We start from the raw sequence: 17,586 nt of genomic DNA on the forward strand, positions 1-17,586 counted from the left end.
GGTACCGTTCACATTCTTATCGTTTCAAATAAAAGCGGAAGCACCCCGTCACCGGAGCCCTTCCGTCCTATGGGCCCGCAAGGCAGCGGTCGAACGTTCGGTTATACGGCGCAGCAGCGATCCACCGGACGTTCAGACGGCACTCCATTTGCGTTCCATTACACTTTAATTGTGGCAAGTTATCTTAATATTGTACTTGATTTTGCAGCCTTTGTGTGCATCCGGCGAAGAATAATTATTTCCCGGCCTTCTCCCGCTAGAATCTGCCCGATTTGAAGATGGAGAAGAGCAGCCAGAGAATCATCAGCAGGGCGATGACCGAACCGATCTCCACGATCGGGAAGTCCCAGAGCAGCGAAGGCTCGCCGCGCAGGGATGAAGCGATAATCAGCCCGGCCATGATGATGCTGAAGGCCAGCAGTACAATGCTGAAGGATAAGCGGTTGCCGACCCGGCTGAACTTATGCTCCAGGCCCTCCAGCTCAGGCACCCCGATCTCGACCTTCAGCTTGCCCTTGCTAATCAGCGCCGAGAGCTGCCGGGCCTGGGCGGGAAGCTCGACCAGACTCTCGGCAAGATCAGCCACTCCGCCCAGCAGCTTGCGCTGCAGGCGGCTTCCGCTGAAGCGCTGCTTGAGCAACCGCCTGCCGAACGGCTCGGCCATCTGCATAATGCTGAAGCCCGGGTCCAGACTGGATACCATCCCTTCCAGCGTCAGCATTGTCTTGCCCAGCATCGCCAGATCCGGCGGAATCACCAGCCGGTGCTTGCGGGCAATGCTGAACAGGTCATTCAGCGCCTTGCCGATGCTGACCTGCTTGAACGGAATATCATAATACTGCTCGCGCAGCCGGTCCATATCCTCGTGCAGCGCCATCCGGTCGGCATCCTCCGGGATCACCCCCAGGCGCAGAATGGCCCGGACCATTGAGTCCGTATTCTTGCGCATTAGCGCGATCACCAGTGCGGACAAGCCGTCCTTCATGTCCTCGCTGAGCCGCCCGACCATTCCGAAATCAATCAGAGCCAGCTTCCCGCCCTCCAGCACCATCACATTGCCGGGATGCGGGTCGGCATGAAAGAAGCCATGGATAAAAATCTGGTTCAGCATCATCTCCACCAGCTGCTGGGCAATGGTCTTGAGCTTCATGCCCGAGCCCACCAGTTCGTCCCTGCGGTTCAGGGTGATTCCTTCCATGTACTCCATGGTCAGCACCCTGGTGGAGCTGTAATCCCAGTAAATGGCCGGAATATATACATTATCTTGAGCAGACAGCTGCCCGGCTATACGCTCGGCATTGCGCCCTTCCTGGGCGTAATCCAGCTCCGCCAGCAGTGCCCGGGAGAATTCCTCCACCATCCGGGCTAAGCCGTATTGCCTGGCCCAGTCCATCTTGCGCTCGGCGAGCAGGCTCAGATCCGTCAGAATCTCCAGATCCCTGCTCATCGTCCGCATGACGCCGGGGCGTTGTATTTTGACCGCTACGCTCTGCCCGCCATGCAGCACAGCCCGGTGCACCTGGCCGATGGAGGCGGCAGCGAGCGGATTGTTCTCGAAGTATTCGAAGACCGCATCGATCTTCTGGTCCAGCTCCTGCTCCAGAATATTGCGGGCCGTCTCGGCTGAGAAGGGCGGTACATTGTCCTGCAGCTTGACCAGCTCCTGAATAATCGCATCAGGCAGTAGATCGGAGCGCGTGCTGGCCAACTGGCCGAGCTTGACGAAGGTCGGCCCCAGGTCCTCCAGCACCCTGCGGACCCGTTCACCGAGCGTCACACTTTCGTGCACCTCCTGTGTAATGATCCGGCGGGGAAGAGACAGAAGATGGTAGAGGCCCAGTTCCTCCACCATATAGCCGAAGCCATGACGCATAAGCGCCATGGCGATTGCCCGGTAACGTCCGGCATGCCTTATGCGGACTGCCATTTATTCACTACGCGTTTCCGGCACGATGGTCTCCTGGGTGAACTCCTGAGGAGACTTTCCTTCCAGTTCGGCTACGCGCCCTTCCAGCTTGGCAATACGCGACTCCAGGCGGGCGATATCCTCCTGCACAGGAACCTTAAGCTCCTTCAGCACCCGCTGAACCTGCTCCTGCACGGCAAACTTGAACGCACCCCGTTCCTCATCTCCGCGCTCAACCAGCCGGTCCACCAGCGCCTTGGATTCCGACGGGGCCAGCTCGCCCCGCTTCACCAGCTCGTCTACAACCTTTTCCACTTTCTCCTTGCTGACAATGGTGAGGCCAACGCCTAATGAGATAGCTTTCTTCAACAGATCACTCATGGTACTTCCCTCCCAAAGATTGCAGTTATGGATAAAGTATACCCCTTCGCCCGCCATTTCACAAAATAACCCCACAAAGTGGGGCATAGCTTCGAACCCTGCGGATTATCTGGGGATACGCGCTGCCCAGGTGGCAGCCCGCAGAATCAGCTGGCGGACAGCCGGATGACGGAACGACGGCTCGTGATGGCCGGGCATCAGATAGACTACCCGCCCCAGGCCATAGCTGTGGCACCAGGCCGCAGGCAGCCTCTCCCCATCCGCTTCATATTCAAGCAGAATCTGCTTCTCGGTGAACGGATCGAACTCGAACCGGTACGGCTCTTCATCGAGCTGGAAGTCTTCGATGCCTTCGGTAATATCATGCTCCTGCACCTTGAACTGAAGCGGAGTATAAGCCGGATGGCCGGTGAATCTGCCGCCGATCAGATGGGCCAGTTCATAACGCTTCGCCAGGGATATTCCGGTGTGAAGGACAATCAGACCGCCGCCGCCGCTGACATAACTCAGCAGACCTGCAGTCTGCTGTGGAGATACGGTCTCGTTCCACAATTCATTATATGCGATGCAGAGATCATATCCAGACAGATGCTCGCTTAACAGCAGCTTTTTGTTCTCCGAGCACTGCACCGTCAGAAGCTCATTCAAGATTTCACTGACCTGCTTGTCCACACCCTGCAGCGGGTGAAACCGGGGGTGTGTATAATCGCCTAACAACAGGCATTTTCTCTTATCCATAGGTGTCTCCTCCATAGTTCTTGGTCTTAGTTGCGGAACGGCAGCCGCCCGCTACCGGTTCGCCGCAATATAGCGTCCCAGGCTGACGAACATGCTGCCCATCCGCTCGTGTTCCGGCATGACGATCCGCGTCACGCCCTCTTCCTTCAGGGCCTCCGAAGTCATACGGCCGACAGAGACCGCCAACACCTTGTCTTCAAAAGCCTGCACCAGCGCCTCCAGGCGGCCCCGCTCCCGCGCATGCTTCGCCAGGAAGCGGAACTGCGGGGCGCTGGTGAATGCCACCGCATCCACCTGTCCTTCCGTAATCTCTGTGAGCAGCAGGTCCAGCGCTCCAGGCTCCGGCTGCGTATACCGGTAAGGCTGCACACAGCTTACGGCTGCCCCCGCCTGCTCCAGCCACCCGACCAGATGAGGCGCAGTCTCCCCGTGCAACTGAATCATAACCCGCTTGCCCTGCAAATCCCAATCCTGCAGTCCGCGGATCAGACCGGCGGAGCTGCCGTCATCGTCACGCACCACCGGCTCAATTCCCCGTTTCTTCAGGGCGTTCACTGTCTTATAGCCACGGGCGGCAACAGGCGAAGCGGAGAGAACCTCCAGGAAGCGGTCCGCAAGCGCGTGCTTCCCGGCCATCTCGAACAATGCGTCCAGCCCCATCCCGGTAGTCAGGATGGCCAGATCCGGCGGCTGCTCCGTCCATGCAATCAGCCCGTCACGCAGTGCGGCATCATCCAGAAAGGTTGTTCCCTGGGCGGGACGTTGCAGCGCGGTTCCCCCCATATTCTCTACCAGCCTGGCCATGTCTTCCGCTTTGCGCGGACCGGCCAAGGCCACGGTAATGCCCTTAAGTTGCTCTGCCATGAACGATTCTCCCCTTCATCACCCCGTATTATTGCTTATCAGTATACTTGCAAAAGCAGGTAAAAGAAAAGACCGGACTGCATTTTATCCTCTGGCAGCCTGCGGATCATCAGCAAGGCCCGTCCCCGGCTTAAGCGCTCCGGCTACTGCGGGAGCCTACTTTCCGGGGTGCAGCTTGAAGCGCCCGACCAGCTGCTGCAGTTCATCGGCTTGGCGGCTCAGATCCGCCGTGGAGGAAGCTATCTCCTCCACGGAAGCGAGCTGCTGCTGGGCGGCTGCGGAGATCGTCTCGGTATTGCCCGCCGCTGCCTCGGTAATGCCGCTTATCTCGCCGATGGCCTGTTCCATACTGTCCGCTTCTGCGGTAAGGGTACGGACGGCTTCGTTCATGGCTTCGATTTTCTCCGCTGCGCCCTTAACGGCCCTGCGGATGCGCGAGAACGAACGTCCCGTTGTATCCACCGCCATAATACCGTCCATCACCTTGCTCTTCGCATCCTCCATGGTTGCTGTGGCCTGCATCATCTCAGAGTGAATCGACGTAATCTGTTCGGAGATCAGGCTGGCCGACTTCCCGGATTCCTCAGCCAGCTTGCGGACCTCCGAGGCGACTACAGCGAACCCCCGCCCCTGCTCACCGGCTCTGGCCGCTTCAATGGAAGCATTCAGCGCCAGCAGGTTCGTCTGCCGCGAGATCCCCGAGATTACACCGGCCATCCCCTGAATCTGTCCGACCCGCTCGCTGAGCTGATCGATCACGATGCCCATTTCCTCCACGGTCTCATGAATGCCGTTGATCTTGTCCACCACACTGATGACCGAATCATTACCTTCCGAAGCCGACAGCGAGGTCTTGTCCATCATCGCCGACACCTGCTCCATGAACTCCGAGATACGGGTTACCTCGTTTGTCGTGGCAGCCGTGCTTACTGTTCCTTTATGTACGCTGTTGACCTGCTGCTGCATACCGGCCGCTACCTCCTGAATCGCCACCGTGACATGCTCTATGGCCCGGGTCGTCTGCTCGGCCCCTGCGCTCAGCTGTCCGGCGGAGGAAGAGACATTCCCCGTCATCTCCTGAACTCCGGTAATCATCTGCCGCAGATTTCCGACCATCTGACGGAAATTCCCGGCCAGGAGGCCAATCTCATCGCCGCGGAAGCTCCCGATATCCTGCGACAGGTCGCCGCCGGCAATCTTCTCGGTCGCACTGCGCAGGCGGATCAGCGGCTTCAGGATGGACGAGATGTTGAAGTAGATCAGCACCAGGGCCAGCAGCACGGATACAGAGAGGACAAGCCAGACGGTCTCGCGGATATCCCGGGTTGCCTCTGTAATCTCATTTAAGCTGATGGTTCCCCCGATTCTCCACCCGGTCAGCTCGTTCACCATGAAGGTCAGCTTCTTGGGGGCATCCTTATATACATAATCGAAGCTTCCGCTCTCACTCCCGAACATCTGCTTCACGAAATCCAGCGAGGATTCCACGCCAACCGGTTCTGTGGGGTGCACCAGAAATTTCTTGCTGCTGTCGATAATCAGAATGTACCCTTCCCGGCCGACCTTGATACTCGTCGTAGCGGCCAGCGAGGACAGGTTCAGATCCAGACCGACTACGCCGTCTCCGCCCTCTAGCACCGCCGAAATCGCAATCGCGCTCTCTCCGTTCACCGTCTGGAATACCGGTGAGATCACGGTTCCGCTGCCATGCTTAAGCGCATTGATATAAGCATTCTCCTTGCGCGGATCATAGCCGTCCGGCAGCTTGGTCTCTGCGGCCCGGATACTCCTGCCTTTGCTGGTTCCGGCATAAATATCAAGCACATCGGGATGCAGCGCCGCATACTCCTTCAATCTGCTGCCCAGTGCGGGGGCAGCCATTCCAGCCGCTTCGCTATTGATGGAATCGGCCCCAAGCTGTGCGGCGAAATAGAGAATATCATCTATTTTGGACTGAATATTAGTGTTGATTATTTCGTTCACCGCAATGACGCTTTCGTTGGCATTATTGGTAAGCTGCTCCCCAACGCTGCTGCTCGCTGACTGATAGGTTAACCAGCCGATAATAATGCTTGGCACCAGCAGGACAAGCAGGTAGGTGACAATCAGCTTCGTGCGGATGTTCAGACGCACCTTTGTATTCATAGGATGGACTCACTCTCTCTTTCTTCATAGGTCTTAAGAACGATAACTCCGGCAGGCTTTATATATAATTATATATCGCACCTAGAAACCCTCTTTTCTCCAGCAACTCATGATTATTCTTCTATATTTATTGATAATTTTTATATCTGAACAGCAAAAAGACCGTTTCAATGAAAACGGTCTTTTGTTATATCCTATTGACGTACCAGGAGGTACCCAGCCTGCGAACCCATACAAAGGTCCTATTTGTTATGCGAATTCCTGCTCTGGCAGGCCGGGCACACACCGCCGAATACCACATGGGTATGAGTGATCGAATAGCCTGTATCCGCTGCTACCGAGTCGTTCCACTCCTTCGGAACCTGGCTCATCACTTCATCCACCGCACCGCAGATTTCGCAGACAATATGCTGGTGGTCATCCAGACGGGCATCATACCGGCTGGCCGCCTCCCCCAGCTTCAGCTCGCGGATCATCTGCTTATCCGTAAGATAACGGAGGGAATTGTAGACTGTTCCATAGGCCAGGTTATGCCCCTGCTCGACCAGCCGGTTCATAACTTCCGCAGCGGTAGGGTGATCCTCGGAATGGCGAACGATATCGTACACGGCTTGACGCTGCGAGGTTAGGTTCAGGGTTCTCATCTTTATCATCCTCTAACTTGTTTTTAGATCAAGTATAAATCTTGCTGCCGATAGCGTCAATCCGGGGCTGCCCTATTTGATCATTCCCGAGTATTTCACCTCCACTTTGGCCTCCACCCGGAAGCCGAGCCGGGGATACAATCTCTCCCATTCCGTCATTTCCGTCTTATTGTTCCAGTGTCTCGCTCCATAGTGCAGCCCCCAGCCCATCGGGTCCATTCCGCTCTCCCGGATTTTGACCAGCAATGCCTGAACGGCACTGCTCAGCTCCGCCGCACCCGCCTCTCCAATCTTCTTCAGCATATGGTGGGTGATCATCTCCTCCGTACTGTTCTCCTCCAGAATCGCCCGGATCTTGATGGTATAGCGGATGTAAGGCTCGCCCTCCCGGGGAACCACAATCTTGTAGCCGGAGGAAGAGCTCTCGGTGTAGTACTCATACATGCCGCTGCCGATATGGGCAGGGAAGTTCGTCCGCAGATTGGAGCGGGACAGCAGATTGAACAGCCGGGTCTCATCGGGGGTGAGGACCAGGCGGATTTTATTTTTATCCAGCAGAGCGATCTTGTTAATCAGGAACTGTTCCTTCCCCTGCGCTTCAATAATCGGCAGGATGGGGTCTATGCCATTCTCATAGATGCTTCTCATTAACTGATAGGAGTACACGCTTGAGATAAAAGGCGACTCCGTTCCCTGTCCGCTCATCGCCAGGATCAGCGAGTTGGACGGAATGCGCTCGGAGGGCGGCTTGACCTGCAGAACTTCAAGCGCTCCCGGTCTTCCTACCGCAAAGTTCAGAATCGACTGGATATCTCTGCGGCGCACCGCCCAATCTGTCACTTGCCAGATATCCTTCGCCGCTATTCGCTCTCCCAGAATTATTGTCTTGCAGTGGACATAATCCAGTTCCTTCTCTACTTTGGACTTCATTCTCCGCAGTGCTTCAGAGATACTCTCGGATTCTTCCGTGAGAATCAGCATCTTCTCGTCAATCTTCGTGACATCCCCTTGGGGGATTGCCAGCTTGAGGCTTACCTTGAAGGTTCCGTCCTGTTCGCCGGGGTCAATCCCGATGGCAACCACGAAGATTCTCCGGTCGATATCTTTGAAATTGCAGCCTGTGATGGTCATAGCCAGCAGAAGCAGCAGGATAAGGGTCCCGCCAACTCTGTTATATCGGCTACTTCTTCCTCTCATGCCCTGCGCCTCCTCACAATCCAGTAGCACCAGAACAACAATAAGATCAGCAGCAGCTCCCCATACCAGCGGATATGCAACAGGAACACTCCCAGCATGTTAAGGTTATATTGATCCAGTTGCAGAAGGACAAATGCCCCGGAAGCGAACAGAACCAGGATAATGATCTCCTGCCACAGTTTTTTCTTCGGCGCTCCGGTGGTGGTTGGAAGCAGACTGAGCAGCAGCTCCTTACCGACATGCCACTGGATGATGGCACTGACCAGCGATAGGGTGATATATGCGAAATAGAAGATGTACAACATGCGTTCAATCAGAAACGCCTCAATGCGGATGCTGTCCGCTGTCGTGAACCAGGTGTATACATGCCGCTCAATGCCGACCGTTCCGTGATATCCTATAGGCACAAAAAAAGTCAAAGCCAGTACCAGCAGGCCCTCCAGACTCAAAATCCACAGATGCTTCAGCTTCAAGCCATGAAACACCCGGTTGAAGATCGCCAGATTGATATAACCGCTGAAGGTAAAGGTTGCCGCTGCCAGGCTGTTCATATCGGGCGCATGCAGGGAATGGGTCATGATCTGCAGGACGGCATCCCAGCTAAAGTCGGGGTTAAGCACCGCCTTGACTGTCGTATACAGGATGAGCGGCAGGGTAATCCCGAGTGTAACCTCAAGCCCGTAGAGCAGGGACAGCGAATCGATCCGGGTGCAGAGGCAGACGACCGTCAGGAACCCGAACAAGACCGCATAAGGCCCGGTGTCCGGGCTGATAAACCGCTGGGTAATATCCACAAAGGACAGCATAATCAGCGCCCCGGCCATATACCACAGAAAGGCATAAATGAAGATCAGCGGGGATGCCAGCAGCTTGGGCAAGGCCGATGCGAAGATCTCCGGCAGTCCCTGCCCGGGGAATTTATTGATGACTCTGGTGAACAGGTAGATGAACAGGGTGCCCGTACCCACTGCAATCAGAATAGAGGACTGCGCACCGTCAAACCGGGCATCGATCAGCTCACGCGGGGCGAAGTTAATGACATTGATCAGGGAATTCATGAGAAACAGGCAATAGAAATAGCGGCTGTTCGCCATCATTGCCCACCGCTTTTCTTCTTATGGGCGGTTCCCAGGGTATCCAGAAAAAACAATTTGAAATACGGCTGGCCGAAGCTGCGCTGGCTGCATAAATACATCGTGAAGCCGACCAGGCAGACGACCACCCCGACAAGCCCCAGCACAGCCGCTGCGATCACGAATAAATACTTCAGCACACGGATGGAGAAGCTCATCAGATTCAGCGGAATCAGGAAATTGGAGATCGCCACCACAGAGACGAGTATAATCATGATGTTGCCGATCAGCCCCGCCGCTGTAGCCGCCTGCCCCAGAATCAGACCACCCACCGTTGTGGCTGTCGGGCCGATGGCGCGGGGCAGACGCAAGCTGGCCTCGGTCAGGAATTCCATCATCAGCATCATCAGAATAACCTCCACGAACGAAGGATACGGCACAGTCGCCCGGCTCCCCCCGATCAGTAGGGCAACCTGCACCCGCACAATCTCCGGATTGTACGAGGTGAAGGCAATATACAAGGCCGGCAGCCACAGCGTCATAGCCACGCCCAGGATACGCAGAAGCTTCAGGAAGCGCCCCACGAAGGGAAGGTGGATTTTGTCATCCATGGCGGTGAAGAAATCATTGAAGATGGACGGCAGGACAATGGCATATCCGGTAGTATCCAGCAGGAGCGCCACCTTTCCTTCCGCCAGATTGAATACCACCCGGTCCGGGCGCTCGGTCACAATGGTCTTGGGGAAAATCCGCAGCTGATCGCTGCTGATATATTTCTCCAGCTCACCGGCAGCCTGAAGAATATCCAGCTTGAGCGAATCCAGCTTCTCTTTTAACTCGGCCAGAACCTTGGGGTTCACTCTGTCCACATCATAGAGGATCGCCACCTTGGTCTTGGATACATTGCCGATGACGGTGAATTCCGTCTTGAGCGTCTGAGACTGGTAACGCCGCCGGACCAGATTCAGATTCACCGCCAGGCTCTCCCCCAGCGCATCGGAGGGCCCCTGGCTGATGCTCTCCGTAATCGTCTCCTTAATGCTGCTGGTCTCGGCCTTGAGGACATCGAAGAAGCAGAGCTTGTCCTGCCATCCTATGCAGGCATACCCGCTGAGCAGAAGGTCCAGCGCACGCTGGCCCTCTGCTGTCTCCTCACTGCCCGGATAATTGGCAATGTAGCTGTAATACGCGGCCGGTTGATCCATTTCGTAAAAGGGGGCAATGATATTCCGGCTGATCGCCTGTGCGTCCGTCACGCTTTTAATATACAGCAGGCTGGCCTGTCCCGCCGGAATAGCCATGTGCTTGTCCTCCAGATCGCCGAACCCGTCCAGCTCCCTCCTGATCCAGTCCAGGGAAACCTCCTGCTTATGCTGTTGTCCCGGCATGGATCATCTCTCCTAAACGCATTTCTCTGCGAACTTCTCCTTATATTGGCACTTTCTGGCGGTTTTCATGCACCAGTTGCCGAATCAGGGCGTTTCTTTTTCCAGAAGAGTGGTAATAAATGAAATGGATCATCACTTAGGAGGGATTAAATAATGAACTCACAGGAACACCGTTCGCAAGGTCTTCCGCAATTTCCGGAATCGCTCTGGGTGGGCAGCACCGGGCTTCCGTCTTTTCCGGTGCTTGCGGAAGACCATGTCACAGATGTAGCTATTGTAGGGGCAGGGATTACCGGGATTACTACTGCCTATCTGCTGTCCAAGGCCGGATATAAGGTCACGCTGCTGGAAGCCGGAGAGATTCTCGGCGGGACCACCGGCTATACCAGCGCCAAAATCTCCGCCCAGCACGGAATGATCTATGAGGGTCTGCTGAAGCATTTCGGCGAGGAGCAGGCCCGGATGTATTATCAGTCGAACAGCGAGGCGATGGAGTGGATGATTGCCACAGCGGCGGAGCTGGACCTGTCCTGCGGAATGACGCGGGAGGCGGCCTATCTATATGCGGATAAAGGCGACACGAAGACGCTGAAGGCGCTGAATGACGAATTCGAGGCTTACGGCAAGCTGAGACTGCCCGGAGAGTGGCTGGATCAGGTGCCCCTGCCGCTGGGCGCAGGCGGGGCCATCCGGATGCCGGACCAGGCGCGTTTTCATCCGCTGGAGTATCTGAAGGGGCTGCTGCAGGCCGTTCTGGACAGGGGCGGCACCGTATTTGAGCATACGATGATCGGGGAGAAGGTCGATACGGACGGACAGTTAACCCTGCATACGGAGGGAGAGAAGTTCCAGATCCGTTGCCGCCATGCCGTGTCTGCTTCCCACTTCCCCTTCTATGACGGCGGATCCCTCTACTTCTCGCGGCTGCATGCCGAACGCTCCTACTGTCTGGCGTTCGAGCCGGAGACCGATTACGAAGGCGGCATGTATCTGAGTGCCGGTGAACCGACCCGCTCGCTGCGGGCAGTGGAATGGGGAGACCGGAAGCTGGTCATTGCCGGCGGGGAGAACCACAAGACCGGTCAAGGCATCTGTACGTTCGGCCATTATGAGAATCTGGAACGGTTCGCCGGAGAGCTGCTGGGCATCCGCAGTATTCCGTTCCGCTGGTCCACTCAGGATCTGATTACGCTGGACCGGGTTCCCTACATCGGCAAGCGGGCCGAGGATGAAGAGATCTATATCGCCACAGGATTCGGGAAGTGGGGCATGACAAACGGAACCGTGGCTGCCCGCCTGATCGCAGACGGCATTCAGGGGAGCAGCAATCCGTACACCGGGTTATATGATCCCTCCCGCTTCAAGGCGGTTCCCGCCATCAAGAACTTCATCGTGCAGAACTTCTCTGTCGCCAAAGAGCTGGTCGCCGGTAAAGTCGAGATTGTGCACACCAAAACGAAGGATCTGGAGAAGGATCAGGGTGCAGTCGTCTTCCATGACGGCAAACGCGTTGGCGCCTACCGCGATCCCGAAGGCCAATTGCATCTTGTCGACAGAACCTGTACCCATATGGGCTGTGAATGCGAGTGGAATGATGCCGAGCGCTCCTGGGATTGCCCGTGTCACGGCTCCCGCTTCTCCTACGAAGGCGATGTGCTTGAAGGCCCGGCGACTCTGCCGCTTAAGACAATCACGCCGGGAGACTGAGCGGAATCACCGGGCGCTGCACGGCACTATGCGGCGGTCCCGGCTTCTCCCGCGGCCCTTCCTGCACGAAGCGGCTCCGGCGTGATTGTGCCCCGCCGCTCAGGTATAATAGACTGTATCATCTAGAGTTACCTATTATTCTATATATAAGGAGCGTGACGACAGGTTATGGATTTGAGAGGAACCAGTATTGTCATTACAGGTGCAGGCAAGGGAATCGGCAAGGCGCTCGCCATGGCGCTGGCCAAGGAAGGCGCCAACCTGGGGCTGATCTCCAGAACCTCGGCGGATCTGGAAGCGCTGAAGCTGGCGCTGACCGAGGTGTACGACGTCAAGGTCAGTATTGCCGTAGCCGATATTGCGGTACGTGAAGAAGCGGAGCGGGCAGTAGTGGCCCTGCAGAAGGATCTCGGTCCCTTCGACGCACTTATAAATAATGCCGGGATCGCCCAGTTCGGCACGTTCCTGGAGATGGACCCGGCCGACTGGGAACGGCATATGCAGATCAACCTGTTCGGGGCGTATTATGTGACCCGTGCCGCACTGCCTGCCATGATTGAGCGTTCAAGCGGCAACATCATTAATATCTCCTCCACCGCAGGAGAACGCGGATTCGCTACAGGCTCCGCCTACTGTGCTTCCAAGTTCGCTCTGATGGGCATGACCGAAGCACTGGCGATGGAGGTGCGCAAGCATAATATCCGTGTCGTGGCGCTAACCCCAAGCACGGTCAATACAGGCCTGGCGACAAGCGCAGGTCTCAAGATCGGGGACGAGGACCGGATGATGCAGCCGGAGGACGTGGCCGAGCTGACGCTTGCTGCGCTTAAGCTGCCTGACCGTGTCTTCCTGAAGACGGCAGGCATCTGGACCACCAATCCGCAATAATATGGAAGCGGAAATTACGTAAAGCCCTACAAGGAGGACTTGGCATGCTGGTAGTTACCAATACGATCAAGATCAAGGAAGGGCATGGCGAAGCGCTGGCCTCACGGTTCAGCGCAGATAACGGAGTGCAGAGCATCCCCGGCTTCATCCGCATGGAGGTGTGGCACGGCGCTCCCAAGGAAGGCGTCGAGGAGCTGAAGATCAGCACCGTCTGGGAGAACGAGGAAGCGCTGAACGGCTGGACCTCAAGCCCCGCCTTCCGGGATTCGCACCGCGGAGCCGGACGGAACGAAGCCATTGTCGGTTCCTCGCTCGACAAGTACGAGCTGCTGCACAGCCGCACTCCGGACACCCAGGCTGACAGTAGCACATCAGATCTAAACATGTGAGAATTACTTTAACTAATGGCTTGCTGAGGGGTTACCTCACCCCGATTAGGGTGCAAGGGGGAGGCTTAATTGCAATTCGTACAAGCCTGTTGATTAGCTAAAAAAAGGTAGAAAAAAGGCCGCTCATTCGGTAAAGTGTTTGTACCCCTACAAACATCCGAAATGAGGCGACCTCATGAAAAAGTCTACTTCAATCTCGAACATTCTGCAATCGGTGATTCCCGAAGAGAAACTCTCACCGTTTCTTCAAGAACTTGAATATGTCGATAAAGCAAGGAAATTCACCGTCTATGACCTCTTCTTGTTCTTGGCGGAGGCTTCGTTCCAGCAGTGGAAGGGGTATCGGGATGGTGAAGTACGCATGGTTTCAAGCAGCCTCAGACCCGTAGACCATTCTACGCTCTCGAAAAAAGCGAAGAAGGTTCCCTTCGAGCTTTTTAAGCAACTGCTGAACCTCATGATCGATCGGTGTAATCGCTCGACCCGAAGACATTTAGGGATTCCCAAAGCGTTATTGCTCGTCGATTCCACTAAAATTACCGTGGGTAAAGGGCGGCTTCCTTGGGCTCTGCTGAAAGGCGAACGAGCGGGAATTAAATTGCACGTGTCGGTAGTGGCCGATGAAGGCCGGCTCCATAAGGTGACCGAGACCACAGGGAATTCCCATGATTTCAAAAGCTGTCCCGAGGTGACCGACAAGCGGTTTATTCTCGTAGCTGATCGGGCGTATAGCGGTTACAAACGATTCGATGACTATCTGGAGCAGCACCAATTCTTTGTTATTCGGCTTCGGGACAACACGCTCTTTCACTCCCCGGTCTCCCGAACGCGAAGCGAACCCTTCACGGGAACACTCGAACAAGATTTCACCTGCCAATTGGGAAAAAAACAAGGGCTTTCCAAAAACCGTTTTCGCGTGGTGATCCTAAGAGATCCGCAAGGCAATCCGGTGATCCTTGCTACGAATCTGCACTGGCACTCCGCCGAGCGGATTGCAGAAATCTACAAAAAGCGGTGGCAGATTGAAGTGTTTTTTCGCTGGATTAAGCAGCACTTAAACATTCCAACCTTATTTGGGACCACACCAAACGCTGTGTACGGCCAGTTATATACGGCTCTACTGGTTTATGTGTTATTAAAATTCCTGTTTGACGAAGGGAATGCAGGGGTGCATTGGAGCGCAAAACTAACGTTTGCCGACTTTGACCGCTTATTTACGCTGCAACGTTTACCCGTAGAATGGATTACCTTTTTCGCTAATGATCTTGCATTCCCATAATTTAGCTAATCAACAGGCCTGCACATAATACACTTATCCCTGTTTTTTCGCTGCGAAGGCAGCTTCGTACCTTACTGCTTTTATGGAATGAAATCACTTGGCGCTTCTCCCTTCAATAGAGATTCGCTGGCAACAGCAAAAAAATCGCTCCTTTCGGGATGGTTGATGGATCTTCCATTTTCCCGAGAGGGCGATTTCTTTGTTGTTTTTTCAGAAAATTGTATAACTAAATACTTCTTATTGCTGTGTATCAGAAGCAGCGGCTTCGCTTATCTCCTGATGCTTACCCGGCCAGAAGGCCACGCGGCCGAAGAGGACGGTGATAGCCGGTACCAGGAACGGACGGACGACGAAGGTATCCAGCAGAACACCGATCGCCGTGATAATCCCGAACTGAACCAGAACTTGAATTGGAAGGCTTGCCAGCACGGCGAACGTACCGGCCAGGATAAGTCCGGCGGAGGTAATGACCGAGCCGGTCTCATTCACCCCTTCGGCAATCGCTTGCTTCAGCGGCATATGCTTACGCTTTTTCCAGATATTCGAGATCATGAAGATGTTGTAATCTTCCCCGAGCGCTACCAGGAAGACGAAGGAATATAGCGGAATGGAGCCTTGAATCGCGTCTGCTCCGAGCACATAATGAATGATGATCCAGCCCAGGCCCAGTGCCGAGAAGAACGACAGGATTACTGTGCCCACCAGATACACTGTGGCTACGACAGATCTGAGATAAATCAGCAGCAGCAGGGTAATCAGGCCGATAACGACCGGTATAATCAGATCGGTGTCCCGTTCCCCAAGCTCCTTGGTATCATGCTGGGTAGCGGTCTGCCCGCTGATCCATACCTTATCCTGCGCGTTCGCAATCCCTGATTCCGCCAGGGCCTGCTCGACCGTAGCCTGAAGTGCCGGAATATGGTCCATCGCCTCAATCGAATACGGATTGTCCTTGAACTCAATATCATAGGCGGTAATCTTCGGGTTGACCGCCCCCTGCTGCGGGTCTGAGACCACATCCACGTAGGACAGGCTGCTCAGCACAGATTTCAGGTCTTCACCGCCGGATAACCCTTCTGTATCGACCATCAGCTTGGCGGGTGCCAGCTCACCGGGTGAGAACTGCTTGCCGATCAGGTCGAAGCCTTCCCGCGACTCCATCGTCTTCGGGAATGATGACAGAATATCATAGGTGAACTTAATTCCGCTGGAGAACGAAGCCAGCACTCCCAGCAGCACCACGGTAATTCCGACAATGGCCCACGGGCAGGAAACGACCAGGTACCCGATTCCTCTGCGGCGGGCGGGCTGCGGCTGCGGCACCGGTCTGCCCTTGGCCTGGGCCCGCTCTGCTTCCATCTGCGGAGTGCGCGGCACGAACGGGAAGAATGAGGTCCGTCCGAAGATCGCCAGCAGGGCCGGAACCAGGGTCAGACTGGCTACGCCCATAATCAGAATGGAGACGCTGAACGGCACTGCAAACCGGTGGTATGCGCCGTATTTAGCCAGCAGCAGAGCGAAGAGGGCCAGCACCACCGTGAAGCCGCTCATCGCAATTGCCCCGGAGGAGTGGGAAATGGCACTCAGCAGTGCACGCCCCTTATTCTCCTCCACCTTCAGCATCTGGCGGAAGCGCGAGATCAGGAACAGGCAGTAGTCTGTTCCTGCCCCGAAGAGCAGCACGGTCATAATCGAGACCGCCTGGGAATCCACCGTAATCCAGCCTTCTTTGGCCATCAGACCGAGTACCGGGCTGGTTACACCATAAGCAAAGCCTACCGCAACCAGCGGAATCAGGGCCAGAATCGGTGAACGGTAGATCAGCAGCAGGAAGACCAGCACCAGAATGACGGTCGCAATCAGCAGCGACACATCGGCATTCTTGAATAACCCTGTAGCATCTACTGAGATTCCAACCGGACCGGATACCCGCAGGCTTAAGTCCCCGCTGTCCGGCTTGGCGGCAGACGGGTCAGCCCCCGTCTCTGTCCGGACCCGCTCCTTCAGGCTCTTTAGCGACTCCCCCAGCTGGTCGCTGTCCGCCGTCTTGTCGAACAGCACCGGGGTAACGATTGTGCTCCGGTCCTCCGACAAGGACGCCTGCAGCGCCTGCGGCGGCAGCTTGCCGAGCGGCGGAACGAAGTTCTGATGCTCCAGAGGCTGCTGCTCAAGCTTGCCGTATACTGCTGTAATATGTACGAGGTCCTCCTCGGAGATTCCTCCTTCACGATGCCATACAAGCAGTGCCGGCACGCCGCTTCCGGCCGGAAATTCCCGCTCGGCAACGACCGATGCCCGCACCGATTGTGAGTCCTCCGGCAGGTTGGAGGCATTGTTCGCAACCTGTGAATTCACCGAAGGCCATAGCATCGTAAGCACCCCAACCAGTACAATCCACACCAGCAGCGTGATCCATTTGGTCTTGCTCCCTGCTACCCATTTTCCGTAGCCAGACATACCTTTCATCCTCTCTCCTATCCGTCCGCCCAAGTAGAAACGGCTGTGCCGTCCTTTTAAAGGACGACACCGTTTCAGCGAGAAATATAAGGATAATTTATAGTGCGAAACATATAAATTCTTATATTCCAAAAAAATGAGCCGCGGGTCATTTTACTATCCTTATCATATATACCCCGAAAATTTTAAGCAAATCTTTTTTCTGAAATTCCGAAAAACTAGTACCTCATCAGATTTAAAATAGTGGAGCAGAAGCAATTCCCCTTCAAATTGCAACTTTTCCAAGCGGGGGTTGTTCTTTAGGGGCGTTTGGCCTAGCGTAACGGACTGAGGTGCTCTTATCCGGGAAGAAAGTCGTCACTTGGGCGATTAACGGACCCCAAGGACCTTATCCCCTGCAATTCAGCCCCAAAACGACTCGTAGAAGGACGATAAGGTCGCCTGAGTCCGTTACGCTGCATAAGGTGGCGTTCTCGTGAGAATAAGGTCTTTTCGGTCCGTTAGATTTTTTGGGAGGATAGGGTTTCATT

14 protein-coding genes are annotated in these 17,586 nt (G+C 55.4%); 4 read left to right on the plus strand and 10 right to left on the minus strand.

The annotated features are described in order from the left end of the window. Positions 1 to 256 precede the first annotated feature (256 nt). The 9 genes from MHH28_RS20330 to MHH28_RS20370 all read right to left on the minus strand — a co-directional run bounded on the left by MHH28_RS20330 (position 257) and on the right by MHH28_RS20370 (position 10,336). On the minus strand, positions 257 to 1,927 hold the full coding sequence (locus MHH28_RS20330; RefSeq protein ID WP_405104950.1) for an ABC1 kinase family protein: 1,671 nt from the start codon (positions 1,925 to 1,927) through the stop codon (positions 257 to 259). Beyond that, on the minus strand, positions 1,928 to 2,287 hold the full coding sequence (locus MHH28_RS20335) for a phasin family protein (RefSeq protein ID WP_405104952.1): 360 nt from the start codon (positions 2,285 to 2,287) through the stop codon (positions 1,928 to 1,930). It abuts the gene before it with no gap. A gap of 105 nt (positions 2,288 to 2,392) precedes the next feature. Beyond that, the gene (locus MHH28_RS20340) at positions 2,393 to 3,025 is read right to left on the minus strand and encodes a ThuA domain-containing protein (RefSeq protein WP_405104954.1); all 633 of its coding nucleotides are present in this window, start codon (positions 3,023 to 3,025) and stop codon (positions 2,393 to 2,395) included. A 51-nt stretch (positions 3,026 to 3,076) separates the two neighbouring features. Then, positions 3,077 to 3,889 (minus strand): uroporphyrinogen-III synthase, encoded by an 813-nt coding sequence (locus MHH28_RS20345; protein ID WP_405104956.1) that lies wholly within the window; start codon positions 3,887 to 3,889, stop codon positions 3,077 to 3,079. A 156-nt stretch (positions 3,890 to 4,045) separates the two neighbouring features. Next, on the minus strand, positions 4,046 to 6,034 hold the full coding sequence (locus MHH28_RS20350) for a methyl-accepting chemotaxis protein (RefSeq protein ID WP_405104958.1): 1,989 nt from the start codon (positions 6,032 to 6,034) through the stop codon (positions 4,046 to 4,048). Positions 6,035 to 6,276: 242 nt separating this feature from the next. Beyond that, positions 6,277 to 6,678, minus strand: a complete 402-nt coding sequence (locus tag MHH28_RS20355; RefSeq protein WP_405104960.1) for a Fur family transcriptional regulator — start codon at positions 6,676 to 6,678, stop codon at positions 6,277 to 6,279. Positions 6,679 to 6,750: 72 nt separating this feature from the next. After that, positions 6,751 to 7,875: a Ger(x)C family spore germination protein gene (locus MHH28_RS20360; protein WP_405104962.1), complete on the minus strand. Its 1,125-nt coding sequence runs from the start codon at positions 7,873 to 7,875 to the stop codon at positions 6,751 to 6,753. Next, positions 7,872 to 8,972 carry a GerAB/ArcD/ProY family transporter gene (locus tag MHH28_RS20365; protein ID WP_405104964.1) on the minus strand — a complete coding sequence of 367 codons (1,101 nt, stop codon included), beginning with the start codon at positions 8,970 to 8,972 and terminating at the stop codon, positions 7,872 to 7,874. The genes MHH28_RS20360 and MHH28_RS20365 overlap by 4 nt, the downstream gene beginning before the upstream one ends. Beyond that, on the minus strand, positions 8,969 to 10,336 hold the full coding sequence (locus MHH28_RS20370; RefSeq protein WP_405104966.1) for a spore germination protein: 1,368 nt from the start codon (positions 10,334 to 10,336) through the stop codon (positions 8,969 to 8,971). Before MHH28_RS20370 ends, MHH28_RS20365 begins: the two co-directional genes overlap by 4 nt. 153 nt (positions 10,337 to 10,489) lie before the next feature. Between MHH28_RS20370 and MHH28_RS20375 the strand changes: the two genes are divergently transcribed. The 4 genes from MHH28_RS20375 to MHH28_RS20390 all read left to right on the plus strand — a co-directional run bounded on the left by MHH28_RS20375 (position 10,490) and on the right by MHH28_RS20390 (position 14,599). Further along, positions 10,490 to 12,043, plus strand: coding sequence for an FAD-dependent oxidoreductase (locus tag MHH28_RS20375; protein WP_405104968.1), 1,554 nt, complete (start codon positions 10,490 to 10,492; stop codon positions 12,041 to 12,043). Between the two features lie 168 nt (positions 12,044 to 12,211). Then, positions 12,212 to 12,931, plus strand: coding sequence for a 3-ketoacyl-ACP reductase (locus MHH28_RS20380; RefSeq protein ID WP_405104970.1), 720 nt, complete (start codon positions 12,212 to 12,214; stop codon positions 12,929 to 12,931). A 44-nt stretch (positions 12,932 to 12,975) separates the two neighbouring features. Then, positions 12,976 to 13,320, plus strand: coding sequence for an antibiotic biosynthesis monooxygenase (locus MHH28_RS20385; RefSeq protein ID WP_405104973.1), 345 nt, complete (start codon positions 12,976 to 12,978; stop codon positions 13,318 to 13,320). A gap of 175 nt (positions 13,321 to 13,495) precedes the next feature. Then, entirely contained in the window at positions 13,496 to 14,599 is a 1,104-nt protein-coding gene (locus MHH28_RS20390; RefSeq protein WP_405104199.1) for an IS4 family transposase, read from the plus strand. A 237-nt stretch (positions 14,600 to 14,836) separates the two neighbouring features. Here MHH28_RS20390 and MHH28_RS20395 read toward each other — a convergent pair whose 3' ends face one another. After that, positions 14,837 to 17,065 carry an MMPL family transporter gene (locus tag MHH28_RS20395; RefSeq protein ID WP_405104975.1) on the minus strand — a complete coding sequence of 743 codons (2,229 nt, stop codon included), beginning with the start codon at positions 17,063 to 17,065 and terminating at the stop codon, positions 14,837 to 14,839. Between the last annotated feature and the right edge of the window lie 521 nt (positions 17,066 to 17,586).

It is taken from the genome of Paenibacillus sp. FSL K6-1217 (assembly GCF_045040735.1).
GTDB lineage: Bacteria > Bacillota > Bacilli > Paenibacillales > Paenibacillaceae > Paenibacillus_AQ.

What these genes read in the sequence shown, in the direction of transcription:
- MHH28_RS20330 (WP_405104950.1), bottom strand. Translation starts at nt 1,927, where the DNA reads ATGGCAGTCCGCATAAGGCATGCCGGACGTTACCGGGCAATCGCCATG.
- MHH28_RS20335 (WP_405104952.1), bottom strand. Translation starts at nt 2,287, where the DNA reads ATGAGTGATCTGTTGAAGAAAGCTATCTCATTAGGCGTTGGCCTCACC.
- MHH28_RS20340 (WP_405104954.1), bottom strand. Translation starts at nt 3,025, where the DNA reads ATGGATAAGAGAAAATGCCTGTTGTTAGGCGATTATACACACCCCCGG.
- MHH28_RS20345 (WP_405104956.1), bottom strand. Translation starts at nt 3,889, where the DNA reads ATGGCAGAGCAACTTAAGGGCATTACCGTGGCCTTGGCCGGTCCGCGC.
- MHH28_RS20350 (WP_405104958.1), bottom strand. Translation starts at nt 6,034, where the DNA reads ATGAATACAAAGGTGCGTCTGAACATCCGCACGAAGCTGATTGTCACC.
- MHH28_RS20355 (WP_405104960.1), bottom strand. Translation starts at nt 6,678, where the DNA reads ATGAGAACCCTGAACCTAACCTCGCAGCGTCAAGCCGTGTACGATATC.
- MHH28_RS20360 (WP_405104962.1), bottom strand. Translation starts at nt 7,875, where the DNA reads ATGAGAGGAAGAAGTAGCCGATATAACAGAGTTGGCGGGACCCTTATC.
- MHH28_RS20365 (WP_405104964.1), bottom strand. Translation starts at nt 8,972, where the DNA reads ATGATGGCGAACAGCCGCTATTTCTATTGCCTGTTTCTCATGAATTCC.
- MHH28_RS20370 (WP_405104966.1), bottom strand. Translation starts at nt 10,336, where the DNA reads ATGCCGGGACAACAGCATAAGCAGGAGGTTTCCCTGGACTGGATCAGG.
- MHH28_RS20375 (WP_405104968.1), top strand. Translation starts at nt 10,490, where the DNA reads ATGAACTCACAGGAACACCGTTCGCAAGGTCTTCCGCAATTTCCGGAA.
- MHH28_RS20380 (WP_405104970.1), top strand. Translation starts at nt 12,212, where the DNA reads ATGGATTTGAGAGGAACCAGTATTGTCATTACAGGTGCAGGCAAGGGA.
- MHH28_RS20385 (WP_405104973.1), top strand. Translation starts at nt 12,976, where the DNA reads ATGCTGGTAGTTACCAATACGATCAAGATCAAGGAAGGGCATGGCGAA.
- MHH28_RS20390 (WP_405104199.1), top strand. Translation starts at nt 13,496, where the DNA reads ATGAAAAAGTCTACTTCAATCTCGAACATTCTGCAATCGGTGATTCCC.
- MHH28_RS20395 (WP_405104975.1), bottom strand. Translation starts at nt 17,065, where the DNA reads ATGAAAGGTATGTCTGGCTACGGAAAATGGGTAGCAGGGAGCAAGACC.